At 70.1% G+C, this 14,073-nt stretch carries 15 protein-coding genes; 6 read left to right on the top strand and 9 right to left on the bottom strand.

Annotation, left to right across the window (positions count from 1 at the left end; genetic code table 11):
• Position 1 precedes the first annotated feature (1 nt).
• The 6 genes from HMPREF0591_RS08480 to HMPREF0591_RS08455 all read right to left on the bottom strand — a co-directional run bounded on the left by HMPREF0591_RS08480 (position 2) and on the right by HMPREF0591_RS08455 (position 6,296).
• A complete protein-coding gene (locus HMPREF0591_RS08480) occupies positions 2 to 442 on the bottom strand; it encodes a response regulator (RefSeq protein ID WP_007168068.1) in 441 nt (146 codons plus the stop codon).
• Positions 439 to 1,971, bottom strand: coding sequence for a sensor histidine kinase (locus HMPREF0591_RS08475; protein WP_083801985.1), 1,533 nt, complete (start codon positions 1,969 to 1,971; stop codon positions 439 to 441). Before HMPREF0591_RS08475 ends, HMPREF0591_RS08480 begins: the two co-directional genes overlap by 4 nt.
• Positions 1,972 to 2,042: 71 nt before the next feature.
• Positions 2,043 to 3,236 (bottom strand): PP2C family protein-serine/threonine phosphatase, encoded by a 1,194-nt coding sequence (locus HMPREF0591_RS08470; protein ID WP_007168066.1) that lies wholly within the window; start codon positions 3,234 to 3,236, stop codon positions 2,043 to 2,045.
• 138 nt (positions 3,237 to 3,374) lie between these two features.
• Positions 3,375 to 4,544: an acyl-CoA dehydrogenase gene (locus HMPREF0591_RS08465; RefSeq protein WP_007168065.1), complete on the bottom strand. Its 1,170-nt coding sequence runs from the start codon at positions 4,542 to 4,544 to the stop codon at positions 3,375 to 3,377.
• A gap of 14 nt (positions 4,545 to 4,558) precedes the next feature.
• Positions 4,559 to 5,074, bottom strand: coding sequence for a 5-(carboxyamino)imidazole ribonucleotide mutase (purE, locus tag HMPREF0591_RS08460; RefSeq protein ID WP_007168064.1), 516 nt, complete (start codon positions 5,072 to 5,074; stop codon positions 4,559 to 4,561).
• Positions 5,067 to 6,296 (bottom strand): 5-(carboxyamino)imidazole ribonucleotide synthase, encoded by a 1,230-nt coding sequence (locus HMPREF0591_RS08455; RefSeq protein WP_083801945.1) that lies wholly within the window; start codon positions 6,294 to 6,296, stop codon positions 5,067 to 5,069. The genes purE and HMPREF0591_RS08455 overlap by 8 nt, the downstream gene beginning before the upstream one ends.
• Positions 6,297 to 6,393: 97 nt before the next feature.
• On the opposite strand from HMPREF0591_RS08455, the gene HMPREF0591_RS08450 reads away from it, so the two are divergent.
• A complete protein-coding gene (locus HMPREF0591_RS08450; RefSeq protein WP_007168062.1) occupies positions 6,394 to 7,053 on the top strand; it encodes a GtrA family protein in 660 nt (219 codons plus the stop codon).
• Here HMPREF0591_RS08450 and HMPREF0591_RS08445 read toward each other — a convergent pair.
• Genes HMPREF0591_RS08445 through HMPREF0591_RS08435 form a run of 3 tightly spaced genes read right to left on the bottom strand, consistent with a single transcriptional unit; the run spans position 7,008 to position 9,947 of the window.
• A complete protein-coding gene (locus tag HMPREF0591_RS08445) occupies positions 7,008 to 7,526 on the bottom strand; it encodes a PH domain-containing protein (protein ID WP_007168061.1) in 519 nt (172 codons plus the stop codon). The genes HMPREF0591_RS08450 and HMPREF0591_RS08445 overlap by 46 nt on opposite strands.
• Before the next feature lie 10 nt (positions 7,527 to 7,536).
• Positions 7,537 to 8,349: a biotin--[acetyl-CoA-carboxylase] ligase gene (locus HMPREF0591_RS08440; protein ID WP_040621432.1), complete on the bottom strand. Its 813-nt coding sequence runs from the start codon at positions 8,347 to 8,349 to the stop codon at positions 7,537 to 7,539.
• Between the two features lie 17 nt (positions 8,350 to 8,366).
• On the bottom strand, positions 8,367 to 9,947 hold the full coding sequence (locus HMPREF0591_RS08435) for an FAD-binding protein (RefSeq protein WP_007168059.1): 1,581 nt from the start codon (positions 9,945 to 9,947) through the stop codon (positions 8,367 to 8,369).
• A gap of 35 nt (positions 9,948 to 9,982) precedes the next feature.
• Here HMPREF0591_RS08435 and HMPREF0591_RS08430 point away from each other — a divergent pair, with 35 nt between their 5' ends.
• The 5 genes from HMPREF0591_RS08430 to HMPREF0591_RS08410 all read left to right on the top strand — a co-directional run bounded on the left by HMPREF0591_RS08430 (position 9,983) and on the right by HMPREF0591_RS08410 (position 13,948).
• The gene (locus HMPREF0591_RS08430; RefSeq protein ID WP_007168058.1) at positions 9,983 to 11,623 is read left to right on the top strand and encodes an acyl-CoA carboxylase subunit beta; all 1,641 of its coding nucleotides are present in this window, start codon (positions 9,983 to 9,985) and stop codon (positions 11,621 to 11,623) included.
• Positions 11,620 to 11,889, top strand: coding sequence for an acyl-CoA carboxylase epsilon subunit (locus HMPREF0591_RS08425; protein WP_007168057.1), 270 nt, complete (start codon positions 11,620 to 11,622; stop codon positions 11,887 to 11,889). The genes HMPREF0591_RS08430 and HMPREF0591_RS08425 overlap by 4 nt, the downstream gene beginning before the upstream one ends.
• Entirely contained in the window at positions 11,886 to 12,536 is a 651-nt protein-coding gene (locus tag HMPREF0591_RS08420; protein ID WP_007168056.1) for a Maf family protein, read from the top strand. The genes HMPREF0591_RS08425 and HMPREF0591_RS08420 overlap by 4 nt, the downstream gene beginning before the upstream one ends.
• A gap of 102 nt (positions 12,537 to 12,638) precedes the next feature.
• Positions 12,639 to 13,532 (top strand): sulfurtransferase, encoded by an 894-nt coding sequence (locus HMPREF0591_RS08415; protein ID WP_007168055.1) that lies wholly within the window; start codon positions 12,639 to 12,641, stop codon positions 13,530 to 13,532.
• Complete coding sequence (locus HMPREF0591_RS08410) at positions 13,529 to 13,948, top strand: SufE family protein (RefSeq protein ID WP_007168054.1); 420 nt, start codon at positions 13,529 to 13,531, stop codon at positions 13,946 to 13,948. Before HMPREF0591_RS08415 ends, HMPREF0591_RS08410 begins: the two co-directional genes overlap by 4 nt.
• The last annotated feature ends 125 nt before the right edge of the window (positions 13,949 to 14,073 follow it).

The raw sequence follows: 14,073 nt of genomic DNA, 5'->3' as shown, positions 1-14,073 counted from the left end.
GTCACTGGCTGGGCAGCCGCACCACCTGGACGAAGAACTCGTCGATCTGCCGGACCGCCTTCATGAACTGGTCCAGGTCCACCGGCTTGGTGACATAGGCGTTGGCGTGCAGCTTGTAGCTGCGCAGGATGTCCTCCTCCGCCGAGGAGGTGGTGAGCACGACGACCGGGATGCGGGCCAGGTCCGGGTCGGACTTGATCTTCTCCAGCAGCTGGCGGCCGTCGTATTTCGGCAGGTTCAGGTCCAGCAGGATGAGGTCGGGCCGCGGCGCGTCCTGGAACGGGTCGCGCCGATAGAGGTAGTCGAGGCCTTCCTCGCCGTCGTGGGCGACGTGCAGCCGGTTCTGCAATTTGTTGTGCTCGAACGCTTCGCGCGTGATGAGCTCGTCGCCCGGGTCGTCCTCGACGAGCAGGATGTCGATCGCCCTGCCTTCTGATGTCATTGATGCGCTCCTTCCAAAGCGTCTGAGTCTGCTTCGCCAACGGGCTCGGGCGCGGGCATGGGCAGGGTGAACTCGAACCGTGTTCCCTCGGTACGGGTGGGGTCGATCCGGATGGTGCCGCCGTGGTGCTCCACGATCTTCTTGACCAGCGCGAGGCCCACCCCGGTTCCGGCGTACACCTCGCGGCCGTGCAGGCGCTGGAAGATGACGAAGACCTTGTCGGAGAATTCCTCGGGGATGCCGATGCCGTTGTCCGACACCGTGATCAGCCATTCGCCGTCGTGGCCGCCGGTGCCCGGTTGGCATTCGATGACGACGCGGGGCCGGCGATCCTTGTGCCGGAACTTCACCGCGTTGCCGATGAGGTTCTGCCACAGCATCGTCAGCAGCATCGGGTCGCCCTTGATCCGGGGCAGGGCGTCGGGGCGCACGATCTCGGCGTCCGACTCCTCGATCGCGACGGCCAGGTTGGCCAGGCCGGAATCCAGCGTGGTGTCGAGGTTGACGTCGGTTTCCGTGGTGCCGAGCCGGCCGACGCGGGAGAACGTGAGGAGGTCGTTGATCAGCGCCTGCATCCGTTTGGCGCCGTCGACCGCGAATCCGATGTATTCGATGCCGCGCTCGTCGAGCTGGTCGCCGTACCGCCGCTCCAGCAGCTGACAGAAGGACGCGACCTTGCGCAGTGGCTCCTGCAGGTCGTGCGACGCGACGTAGGCGAACTGCTCGAGTTCGGTGTTGGACCGGCGCAATTCGGCGGTCTGCTCGTCGAGCTGCGCCTGCGCCGAACGGGAGCTCTCGAGCTCCTCGACCATCCGCTTGCGCATGTTCTCCACGTCAAGTGCCATGTCGCGAACGTCCTTGGGCCGGCGCGGCGGCGAGATCCTCTCGTCGAAGCTGCCCTCGGTGATCCGCCGGCACGCCGCGGCCAGCGCCGCCAGCGGGCGGGCGACCGTGTCCCGGATCAGGAGTCCCAGCAGAACGGCGGTGACGAAGAACAGCAGCACCATCGCGCCCAGGGCCCGGTCGCGCCAGGCGTCGACGCGCTTGAGCTCGGCGGCGGCGGCCGCCCGCGCCGCCGCCAGGTTCGCGTCCTGCTTGTCGAAAAGCGTTCGCAGATGGTCGAATTCGGTCTTGCCACGCTCCGCCGACGGCTTGCTGGTGACGTTCTTGCCGTTGGGCAGCACCGTGGCGATGACCGGTTCGGCATAGCTGGCCCGCCACTTGGCGGCGGCGTCCTCGATCGCGTCCAGGTCACCCATGAGGTCGGGGCGCTCGCCCAGGCGGCGCCGGATCTCTTGCGCCGCCGCCTGTTCGCTGTGCTGCCCGTCGTAGTACGGCATGAGGAACTGTCGGTCGCCGGTGATCAGGTAGCCACGGATACCGGTCTCCTGGTCGCGCAGCGCGGCCTGCAGGTGGAAGGCCGCCACCCGCGCCGGCTGGATGTTGTCGACCAGCTCGTGCGTCATCTGGTCGGTGCGGTTCAGCAACGCCGCGCCGACCAGCGCGCCGGCGAGCACCATCACGCCCATGCTGACCAGGACGAGGGCCTGCCATCCGCGCACCGTGAGTTCCGACGGGCGAAGGCGGCGCAACCTCGGGGTCACGCGGTGGTCCTTTCCACCCGCAGCACGGCGATGTCGTCGGTGAGCCCGCCCCGCGGCTGGGCGAGTTGCTGGGCGCCGTCGATCAGCGCGTCGACGAATTCCGGGCCGGGCCTGTCGGCGTGCACCCGGGCCAGCTCGAGCAGGCCGTCCTCGCCGAGGCGCCGGGTGCCCGTTCCCGAGTAACCCTCGAACAGCCCGTCGGTCAACAGCAGCAGGCCGTGACCCGCCGGCAGGTCCATCTCGTGCCGCGGCCAGTCGTCGTCGGCGCGCAGCCCCAGGGCCGGACCGCCCGGGGGCTCGACCCATTCCACGGTGCCGTCGCGCTGCAACAACATGCCGGGGTGGCCGGCGCGAATGGCGGTGATGCGCGGGCTGTCGGGCTGGATCTCCAGGCTGAGCACGGTCGCGAAGACGCCGGTGTCCGTTCGCTCGGAGTGCAGCACCCGCTCGAGCTGCCGCATCAGTTCGACGCCGTGCACCCCGGCGAACGTGAGGGCGCGGAAGGCGATCCGCAACGCCGCGCCCAGGGCGGCCTCGTGCGGCCCGTGCCCAGCGACGTCGCCGATCAGCACGCGGACGACCCGGTCGGGCGTCTGCACCACGTCGTAGAAGTCGCCGCACAGCAGCGCGTCCTCCCGGCTCGGCCGGTACCGGGCGACGATGTCGACGCCCGCGTTGTCCAGCAGCAGCGGGGAGGGCAGCAGGCCGCGCTCGAGCAGCGCGTTCTCGCGGGCGCGCAGCCGGGTCGCGTGCAGGTCGGCGGCGATCAGTTCCGCGCGCTTGCGCTCGATCGCGTACAGCAGCGCGCGCCGCAGCATCTCGGGCTCGACCCGGCCCTTGACCAGATAGTCCTGCGCGCCCGCCGCGACCGCGGAGGCGCCGAAGTACTCGTCGTTCAGCCCGGTCAGCACGACGATCGGAACCGTGGCGTCGTGCTTGGCGATGCGGTCCAGCGCGTCGATGCCGTTGGCGTCGGGCAGGTGCAGGTCCAGCAGCACGCAGTCGGGCCGGGCCGAGGCGAGCTCTCGCTCCGCGTGCGCCATCGACTGCGCCCACACCACCCGGATGTCGGCCACCGCGTCGGCGATCAGGTCTTCCACCAGCACCGCGTCGGCGCGGTCGTCCTCGACCAACAGCAACGACAACGACTGCCAACTCGCGGCCGGGGCCACCGGGGCGCGCACCGGCATCAATTCCCGGTCATCCGGGGATGCGGCGAGGAAGCCACCCTGTTCACTGAGACCCCCTGCCGCGGACAAGACCGATTCGCACGACTCTACGTGCGGCCTCACCACCCCGAATGGTTAACCGTCGGTAGATCCTATAGGTCAGCGCAGCAACGCCCGCGACATGACCACCCGCTGAATCTGGTTCGTGCCCTCGTAGATCTGGGTGATCTTGGCGTCGCGCATCATCCGCTCCACGGGGAAGTCCTGGGTGTAGCCGTAGCCGCCGAAGAGCTGCACCGCGTCGGTGGTCACCTCCATCGCGACGTCGGAAGCCCAGCACTTGGACGCCGCGGAGATGAAGCCCAGGTTGGTTTCGCCGCGCTCGGCGCGGGCGGCCGCGTGGTAGACCATCAGCCGGGCGGACTCCAGCTTCATGGCCATGTCGGCGAGCATGAACTGCACACCCTGGTTGTCGCTGACGGGACGGCCGAACTGCTTGCGGTCCTTGGTGTAGGCGATGGCGGCGTCCAGCGCGCCCTGGGCGATGCCGACCGCCTGGGCGCCGATGGTGGGCCGGGTGTGGTCCAGCGTGGCCAGCGCGGTCTTGAAGCCCGTGCCCGGCTCGCCGATGATCCGGTCCCCCGGGATGCGGCAGTTCTCGAAGTACAACTCGGTGGTCGGCGAGCCCTTGATGCCCAGCTTCTTCTCCTTCGGGCCGACGGTGAAGCCCTCGTCGTCCTTGTGGACCATGAACGACGAGATGCCGTTGGCGCCCTTGTCCGGGTCGGTCACCGCCATCACGGTGTACCAGGACGACTTGCCGCCGTTGGTGATCCAGCACTTGGCGCCGTTGAGGATCCAGTCCTCGCCGTCGGCCTTGGCCCGCGTGCGCATCGAGGCCGCGTCGCTGCCGGCCTCCCGCTCACTGAGCGCGTAGGAGGCCATCGCGGTGCCGTCGGCGATGGACGGCAGGACCTGCTTCTTCAGCTCGTCGGAGCCGCGCAGGATCAGCCCCATGGTGCCCAGCTTGTTCACCGCCGGAATCAGCGACGCCGAGGCGTCGACGCGGGCGACCTCCTCGATCACGATGCACGCCGCCACCGAATCCGCACCCTGGCCGCCGTACTCCTCGGGCACGTGCACGGCGTTGAAGCCGGACGCGTTCAGCGCCTCGAGGGCCTCCTCGGGAAACCGCGAGTTCTCGTCGACGTCGGCGGCGTGCGGGGCGATCTCCTTCTCCGCCAGCGCCCGGATCGCCGCACGCAGCTCCTGGTGTTCCTCGGGCAACTGGAACAAATCGAACGACGGGTCTCCGCCCCAACCAGCCATCTCAAGCCTCCTTGCTACTCGCCGGTAACTTTACCGTGCAGCTCCTGCAGCGCCTCATCCTTGGCCCGCACGCTCTCGGCCAGCCGGCCCTGAAACTCGACGATCCGGGCCCGCAGCGCCGGGTCGGACGCGCCGAGGATGCGCACGGCGAGCAGGCCGGCGTTGCGGGCGCCGCCGATCGAGACCGTGGCGACCGGGACGCCCGCCGGCATCTGCACGATCGACAGCAGCGAGTCCAGGCCGTCGAGGCGCGCCAGCGGCACGGGCACCCCGATCACCGGCAGCGGCGTCGCGGACGCGACCATCCCGGGCAGGTGCGCGGCGCCCCCGGCGCCGGCGATGATCACCTCGATGCCGCGGTCGGCCGCGCCGCGCGCGTAGTCGAACATCACCCCCGGCGTGCGGTGCGCCGAGACGACCCGAACCTCGGCGGGGACGTCGAACTCGGCCAGCGCCTCGGCGGCGTCGGACATCACCGACCAGTCGCTGTCGCTGCCCATGATCACCCCGACCCTGGGTTGCTCACTCATGAGCGCTCCATCCGTCCGTCCACTGCCCGTGTGACAACCAGTGTGCCGCGCGTGCGGCGCGTTCACGCAGCCCAGCCAGCTCGCCCATGTCGGTGCCGAGGAAATTGACGTGGCCGACCTTGCGGCCGGGCCGCTCCTCCTTGCCGTAGAGGTGCACCCGCGCGTCGGGCATCCGCGCGAACAGGTGGTGCAACCGCTCGTCGAGGGTGCTCGCCGGCCGCTGCGGCGCGCCCAGCACGTTGGCCATCACCGTCACCGGCGCGATGGCGTCGGTGTCGCCGAGCGGGTAGTCCAGCACCGCCCGCAGATGCTGTTCGAACTGGCTGGTGCGGGCGCCGTCCATGGTCCAGTGCCCGGAATTGTGCGGCCGCATCGCGAGCTCGTTGACCAGCAGCGCGCCGTCGGTGGTCTCGAACAGCTCGACCGCGAGCACGCCGACCACCCCGAGTTCGCCGGCCAGCCGCAACGCCAGCTGCTGCGCGTCGGCGGCGACGTGCTGGGCCAGGCCGGGCGCGGGCGCGACCACCTGGACGCAGATCCCGTCGCGCTGCACGGTCTCGACGACCGGCCACGCCGCGCCCTGGCCGAACGGCGACCGGGCCACCAGCGCCGACAGTTCTCGGCGCAGGCTGACCTGTTCCTCGGCCATCACCGGCACGCCGTCGGCCAGGAAACCGGCCGCGATCTCGCGGGCATGCGAGGGGTCGCGGGCCATCCGCACCCCGCGCCCGTCGTAGCCGCCGCGCACCGCTTTCACCACCACGGGGCCCGCTATCCGCCGCGCGAAGGCGGCGAGTTCGTCGAGGGTGGCGATCTCGGCGTAGCGGGGCACCGGAACGTCGAGCGCCTCCAGCCGCCGGCGCATGACCAGCTTGTCCTGGGCGTGCACCAGCGCCTGCGGCGGCGGGGCGACGTTGACCCCCTCGGCGACCAGCTTGTCCAGCAGCTCGGTCGGCACGTGCTCGTGGTCGAACGTCAGCACATGGGCGCCGGCGGCGACCCGGCGCAGGTCTTCCAGGTCCGTGTGCGACCCGATCACCACGTCGGGCGTGACCTGCGCGGCCGCTTCGTCGGCGGCGGTGGCCAGCACCCGGAGCGTCTGCCCCAGGGCGATCCCGGCCTGGTGGGTCATCCTTGCCAGCTGGCCGCCGCCGACCATGGCGACCAACGGGGCTACTGCGGGGGCGGCCCCCGGCGGGCGTGTACTCGGCACGGCCATCATGGTGTCACGGCGGCGGCGGCGTGTTGACCGGCGGTGACGCCGAATCGTTATATACGATTTTGCGTCGATTTTGTGTCCGTCCGTACACTGACGACTTGTGCCCTTCGCCGAAGCCGCAATCGAGCGCATGCCCGGGTTTATTCAGCCCTATTTGCAGCGCCACCACGAACTGATCAAATTCGCCATCGTCGGCGGAACCACGTTCGTGATCGACTCGGCGATTTTCTACACGCTGAAGCTGACAATTCTGGACTCCAAGCCGGTCACCGCGAAGGTCATCGCCGGCATCGTCGCGGTCATCGCGTCCTACGTGCTGAACCGCGAATGGAGCTTCCGCGACCGCGGCGGCCGGGAACGCCACCACGAGGCGCTGCTGTTCTTCGCGTTCAGCGGCGTGGGGGTGCTGCTGTCGATGGCGCCGTTGTGGTTCTCCAGCTACGTCCTGCAGCTGCGCGAGCCGATGGTCTCGCTGACCGTGGAGAACATCGCCGACTTCATCTCGGCCTACATCATCGGCAACCTGCTGCAGATGGCGTTCCGCTTCTGGGCGTTCCGGCGCTGGGTGTTCCCCGACGAGTTCGCCCGCAACCCCGAGAAGGCGCTGGAGTCCGCGCTGACCGCCGGCGGCATCGCCGAGATGCTCGAGGACGAGATCGAGGGCGGGAACGTGACGCCGCTGCGGGCCTGGCGCAACCGGGCCAGCCGGTTGACTCAGCTGGGCGACTCCTCGGACCCCAGGGTGTCGAAGACTTCGTGATAAAGCAGCGCGTGCACCTCGCGCAAACGCGGAATGTCGTAGAACTCCAACGGATCCTGTGACGCCGATTCGATAATCAGTGTCCCGGTGCGAAACATTCGTTCGGTAATCCGGTCGCGGAATTCCACGCTGTTGATCCGCGCCAGCGGGATATCGATTCCGGTGCGGGTGGCCACCCCGTGCCGAAACATCACCCGCCGGTTCGTCACGACGAAATGCGTGGTCAGCCAGCTCAGGAACGGCCACAGCGTCAGCCACCCGACGATCACCAGCCACACGCCCCAGATGACGCCGTAAATGATGTTCTTGGCCAGCTGGTCCCAATGCGTCGAGTCGAGGTATCCGGATCCGAACGACGCCAACGCGGTCGCCAGCAGCAGCGCCACGACGGGCCAGATCAACCGCTTCCAATGCGGGTGGCGGTGGACGATCACCTGCTCGCCGGCGGCCAGGACATTGTCCGGATAGCTCACGTGCCCGAAGCTACCGCAAATGCACCACGTCACCCGCGGAAACGACGACGGTCTGTCCCCCGGTGTCGATGCACAGCCTGCCCTGGTCGTCGACGGCCGTCGCGACCCCGACGACCTCCCTGCCGCCGGGCAGGTGGGCCCGCACCCGGTTGCCCAGGGTGAGGCTGCGCGCCCGGTAGTCGGCCGCCAGCGCCCAGTCCGCCCCGCGCGCGGCGCGCCAGGCCACGATCCGCCGGCCCAGCTCGGTCAGCAGACCGCTCACCAGCCGGGTGCGGTCGGGCGATGCCAGGCCGAGGTCGGCCAGCGAGGTCGCCCCCTCGATGCCGTCGGGTGCCTCAAACACGTTGAGCCCCAAGCCGATCACCACCACCGGCCGGGCCACCTCGGCCAGGATGCCGGCCAGCTTGCCCGGGGAGCCCGGGGGACCCGCCAGCACGTCGTTGGGCCACTTGAGCCCCACCTCGACCCCGTCGAGCAGCGGGGCCACCGCGTCGACCACCGCCACCCCGGTCGCCAGGGGCAGCCAGCCCCACCCCGCGGTCGGCACGTCGACGACGCTGACCCCCACCGACATCGTGATCTGGGTCCGCGGCGTGGCCGACCACCCGCGCCCCTGCCGCCCCCGCCCGGCGGTCTGGTGCTCGGCGATCAGCACGGCCCCGGCCAGGTCCGCCCCGGATGCCGCCTGCGCGAGCAGGTCGGCGTTGGTGGAGCCCGTTTCGTCGACGACGTCGAGCCGGCGCCAACCGAGTCCGGTGCCGATCAGCTCGGCTCGTAATGCGGCCTGGTCCAACGGTGCTGGGGACTGGTCTCGGTCCGTCACCGGACCCAGCCTAGAACTCAGCGGCGCCGGTCGAGCATGTCCAGCACGGCCAGGTGACTGAACAGCATGCTGGTCCCGATCGGGTTGCCGCCGCCGGGATACGCGGTGCCGCTGGGTGCGGCCATCGTGTTGCCGGCGGCGTACAAGCCGGGGATCGGGTGGCCGGACGTGTCGAGCACCCGGGCGGCGGTGTCGGTGCGCAGGCCGCCCTTGGTGCCCAGGTCCGAAATGCCGAACGCCGCGGCGTGATACGGCGGTGCGTCGATCGGCACCAGCGGCGAGGCTCCCCCCGAGAACGCGCGGTCGAAGGCCTCGTCGCCCCTGCCGAAGTCCTCGTCGACGCCGGACGCGGCAAAACCGTTGAAGCGGGCCACCGTTGCCGCCAGCCGCCCGCCCGGCACCCCGATCTTGTCCGCGAGGTCCTCCAGGGTGTCGGCGGTGTGCCAGAGGCCGGCGGCGACGTACTTCTGCGTCTCGACGATGGAGACGTTGGCCGCCTTCACCGGCGGCACCTCGCCCTCGCGGTCGTCGTAGATCATCCAGTACGGCAACGCGAGTGAGCCGTCCCGCAGCTGCGCGATGATCTCGCGCCCGGCCCGGTCGTAGGCCCGGGACTCGTTGACGAACCGGTCGCCGTCCTGGTTCACGAAGATGCCGCCGGTGAACCACAGCGCGAACGCCGAGCGGCCGTCGGGATGGGTCAGGCCCGGCGACCACCACGCCTGGTCCAGCAGGTCGGTGGCGGCGCCCGCGGCGATGCCGGCCCGCAGCGCCAGGCCGCGACTTCCCGGGCCGCCCATGGTGTCTCGCGCCGTGCCCGGCACCCCGTACTCGCGGCGCATCTCCTCGTTGTTCTCGAAGCCGCCGGCGGCCAGCAGCACGCCGAGCCGGGTGCGGATCGCGCGGCGCTGACCGTCGCTCTCCACGACCGCGCCGGTCACGGCCCCGTCGGACACGACGAGCCCGACCAGGGCGGTGTTGCGCCGCAGCGACGCGTTCGGGTACTGCCCGATGGCCGTGAGGAACCGCGCGATCAGGGCGCGACCCCCCAGGTAGTAGTCGGAGGGCGGTTCCGCGCCGAGCCGGTCGGTGTCCAGCGGCCCGCGGATCACCTCCCGCAGTTCGGGGGCGGCGGCCACCTTCCAGGGCTTCGCCGCGATGTGGCGCCGGCCGTCCAGCCGCGCCTTCGGCGCCTTGCCGTAGTAGTCCGGCCAGGGCAACGGCACGAACTTCAGCAGCGGGTCGGCCTCGAGGTACTCGATCAGCGGCGCACCGCCACGGACGTAGGTTTCCTGCAGTTCACGGGGGGTCCGGTCGCCGACCACGGCGTGGTAGTAGGTGAGCGCGTCCTCGATGCTGTCGTCGAAGGAGCCCGGCGGGGCGGCCCGGACCAGTACCGGGTTGCAGGGGAACCACACGCCGCCCCCACCGGAGTAGGCGGTGGTCCCACCGAATTTCGACGTCGCCTCGACCAGCAGGACCTCCAGGCCCTCGCGCGCCGCGGTGTAGGCGCCGGTGACCCCGCCGCCCCCCGATCCCGCGACCAGCACATCGCATTCGGCCGCCCAGTCCGCAGTTCCCACCGGGCGGGCGTCCATCAGCGGAGACTACCGCGCCGCTAAGCTCGACTCCCATGACAAGCGTTACCGACCACACCGCGGAGCCCGCAGCCGAGCACACCGTCGACATCCACACCACGGCCGGCAAGCTGGCCGAGCTGCACAAGCGCCGGGAAGAGTCGCTGCATCCGGTGGGCGAAGAGGCCGTCGACAAGGTGCACGCCAAGGGCAAGCTGACCGCCCGGGAGCGCATCTACGCCCTGCTGGACGAGGACTCGTTCGTGGAGCTCGACGCGCTGGCGCGGCATCGCAGCAAGAACTTCGGGCTGGAGAACAACCGCCCCCTCGGCGACGGCGTGGTCACCGGCTACGGCACCATCGACGGCCGCGAGGTGTGCATCTTCAGCCAGGACGCCACGGTGTTCGGCGGCAGCCTCGGCGAGGTGTACGGCGAGAAGATCGTCAAGGTCCAGGAGCTGGCGATCAAGACCGGCCGCCCGCTGATCGGCATCAACGACGGCGCGGGCGCGCGGATCCAGGAGGGCGTGGTCTCGCTCGGCCTGTACAGCAAGATCTTCCGCAACAACATCCTGGCCTCCGGCGTCATCCCGCAGATCTCGCTGATCATGGGCGCCGCCGCCGGTGGGCACGTCTACTCCCCCGCCCTGACCGACTTCGTGGTGATGGTCGACCAGACCAGCCAGATGTTCATCACCGGGCCGGACGTCATCAAGACGGTCACCGGCGAGGACGTCACGATGGAGGAGCTGGGCGGCGCCCACACCCACATGGCCAAGTCGGGCACCCTGCACTACGTCGCCTCGGGCGAGCAGGACGCGTTCGACTGGGTGCGCGACCTGCTGAGCTACCTGCCCCCGAACAACGCCACCGACGCGCCGCGCTACGCCGAGCCCGTCCCCGAGGGCGCGATCGAGGACAACCTCACCGACGAGGACCTCGAGCTGGACACGCTGATCCCGGACTCGGCGAACCAGCCGTACGACATGCACGAGGTGATCACCCGCATCCTCGACGACGACGAGTTCCTGGAGATCCAGAACGGCTACGCCACCAACATCATCGTCGGGTTCGGCCGCATCGAGGGCCGGCCGGTCGGGATCGTGGCCAACCAGCCCACCCAGTTCGCCGGCTGCCTGGACATCAACGCCTCGGAGAAGGCGGCCCGGTTCGTGCGGACCTGCGACTGCTTCAACATCCCGATCATCATGCTGGTGGACGTCCCGGGTTTCCTGCCCGGCACCGGCCAGGAATACAACGGCATCATCCGGCGCGGCGCCAAGCTGCTGTTCGCCTACGGCGAGGCCACCGTCCCGAAGATCACCGTCATCACCCGCAAGGCCTACGGCGGCGCTTACTGCGTCATGGGCTCCAAGGACATGGGCTGCGACGTGAACATCGCCTGGCCCACCGCGCAGATCGCGGTGATGGGCGCCTCCGGGGCCGTCGGGTTCGTCTACCGCAAGCAGCTGGCCGAGGCGGCCAAGGAGGGCAAGGACGTCGACGCGCTGCGGCTGGAGCTGCAGCAGGAGTACGAGGACACGTTGGTCAACCCGTACGTCGCCGCCGAGCGCGGCTACGTCGACGCGGTGATCCCGCCGTCGCACACCCGCGGCTACATCGGCACGGCGCTGCGGCTGCTGGAGCACAAGATCTCGCACCTGCCCCCCAAGAAGCACGGGAACATTCCGCTGTGACGAACGAACTGAACGACGAAAACGGTTCACAGCCAACCGAAGCCGCGCCGCAGGCACACGAGGCACACATCCGCATCCTCAAGGGTCACCCCACCGACGAGGAGGTGGCGGCGCTGGTCGCGGCGCTGGCCTCCGTCGGCGGTGGCGTGCCCGAGCTCGGCGAGCCCGAGCGCACCCGCTGGGGCCTGCCGGTGGACCGGCTGCGGTTCGCGATGTCCAACTACCAGCGGCTCACCTTCCAGCAGATGACGCACATGAAGCGTTGACCCGCCTGATCCTCGCCTCGGCCTCGCCGGGGCGCCGCAAGGTGTTGCGCCAGGCCGGCGTCGATCCGCTAATCGTGGTCTCCGGGGTGGACGAGGACGCCGTCGTCGCCGGATTGCGGCCCGACGCCGCGCCCGCCGAGGTGGTCTGCGCGCTGGCGGCGGCCAAGGCCGACCGGGTGGCGGCCGAGCTGGACGGTGCCGTCGCCGCGGATTGTGTTGTCCTGGGCTGTGATTCGATGCTCTACCTCGACGGCGAGCTGTGCGGCAAGCCCGGGTCGGCCGACGCGGCGGCGGCCCAGTGGCGCCGCATGGGCGGCCGGTCGGGGCGGCTGCACACCGGGCACTGCCTGCTGCGCCTCGAGGGCGGCACCCTCACCCGGCGCGATGTCGAATCCGCCTGCACCACAGTGCGTTTCGCCGCGCCCACGGACGCCGACCTGCTGGCGTACGTCGCCGGCGGCGAGCCGCTGGACGTGGCCGGCGGGTTCACCCTCGACGGGCTGGGCGGCTGGTTCGTCGACGGCATCGAGGGCGACCCGTCGAACGTGATCGGCGTGAGCCTGCCGCTGCTGCGGTCGCTGCTGGGCCGGGCGGGGCTGTCGGTCGCGTCGCTGTGGGCCGCCAACCAAGCGAACCGCGAGACATGATCCTGTGCGACCCGCCACGGCGTGTCGTCGCAAACGTTTATGTGTCGCGGCGTGCGAACGGCGGCAGCCGCGCGTCCAGCCCCTGGCGGTAGGCTCGGGTGCGTGGCATTACCCCCCGATCCGAGTCCGACCCTGCAGGGTTACGCCCACCCCGAACGGCTGGTCACCGCCGACTGGGTGTCCGCCCACCTGGGCACGCCCGGCCTGGTGATCGTCGAATCCGACGAGGACGTCCTGCTCTACGACGTCGGCCACATCCCCGGCGCGGTCAAGATCGACTGGCACACCGACCTCAACGACCCGAGGGTGCGCGATTACATCAACGGCGAGCAGTTCGCCGAACTGATGGACCGCAAGGGCATCGCCCGCGACGACACCGTGGTGATCTACGGCGACAAGAGCAACTGGTGGGCGGCCTACGCGCTGTGGGTCTTCACCCTGTTCGGCCACCCCGACGTGCGCCTGCTCAACGGCGGGCGCGACCTGTGGCTGGCCGAGCGCCGCGAGACCACCCTGGACGTCCCGACCAAGACGTCGACGGGCTACCCCGTCGTCACGCGCAACGACGAACCCATCCGGGCCTTCAAGGACGACGTGCTGGACATCCTGGGCACCCAGCCGCTGATCGACGTGCGCTCGCCGGACGAGTACACCGGCAAGCGCACGCACATGCCCGACTATCCCGAGGAGGGCGTGCTGCGCGGCGGCCACATTCCCACCGCCCGGTCCATCCCGTGGGCGATGGCCGTCGACGAGAGCGGGCGATTCCGCAGCCGCGAGGAGCTCGAGGAGCTCTACGGCTTCCTCAACCCCGACGACAAGACCGTCGTGTACTGCCGCATCGGCGAGCGGTCCAGCCACACCTGGTTCGTGCTCACCTACCTGCTCGGCAAGCCCGGGGTGCGCAACTACGACGGATCGTGGACGGAATGGGGCAACACCGTGCGCACGCCGATCGTCGGCGGTGACGAGCCGGGGGACGCGCCGCCCCGATGACCCTGCCCGCCCCGTTGGCCGAGGTGGTGTCCGACTTCGCCGAAGTGCAGGGCCAGGACAAGCTGGCGCTGCTGCTGGAATTCGCCAACGACCTCCCGGCGCTGCCACCGGAGTTGGAGGAACGGGCCATGGAGCCCGTGCCCGAGTGCCAGACGCCGCTCTTCCTCCACGTCGACGCCAGCGACCCGAACCGGGTGCGGTTGCACTTCAGCGCCCCCGCCGAGGCCCCGACCACCCGGGGGTTCGCGTCGATCCTGGCGGCCGGTCTCGACGAGCAGCCCGCCGCCGACATCCTCGCGGTGCCCGAGGACTTCTACACCGACCTGGGCTTGGCCGCGCTGATCAGCCCGCTGCGACTGCGCGGCATGTCCGCGATGCTCGCCCGCATCAAGCGGCGCCTACGCGAGACGACCTGAGAAATCCGGCACCGCCTGATCCGCGCGACGGCGCGGCGCTTAGACTTCCCAGGAGTTGTAAGAAACTCTCTTAAAGAAGCCCACGGCGGAAACACGTCCGCTTCAGATCTGCCAAACAGGAGGCG

It is taken from the genome of Mycobacterium parascrofulaceum ATCC BAA-614 (assembly GCF_000164135.1).
GTDB lineage: Bacteria > Actinomycetota > Actinomycetes > Mycobacteriales > Mycobacteriaceae > Mycobacterium > Mycobacterium parascrofulaceum.
The sequence above is the reverse complement of the archived record's forward strand: the minus strand, read 5'-3'. Positions and strand labels throughout refer to the sequence as shown.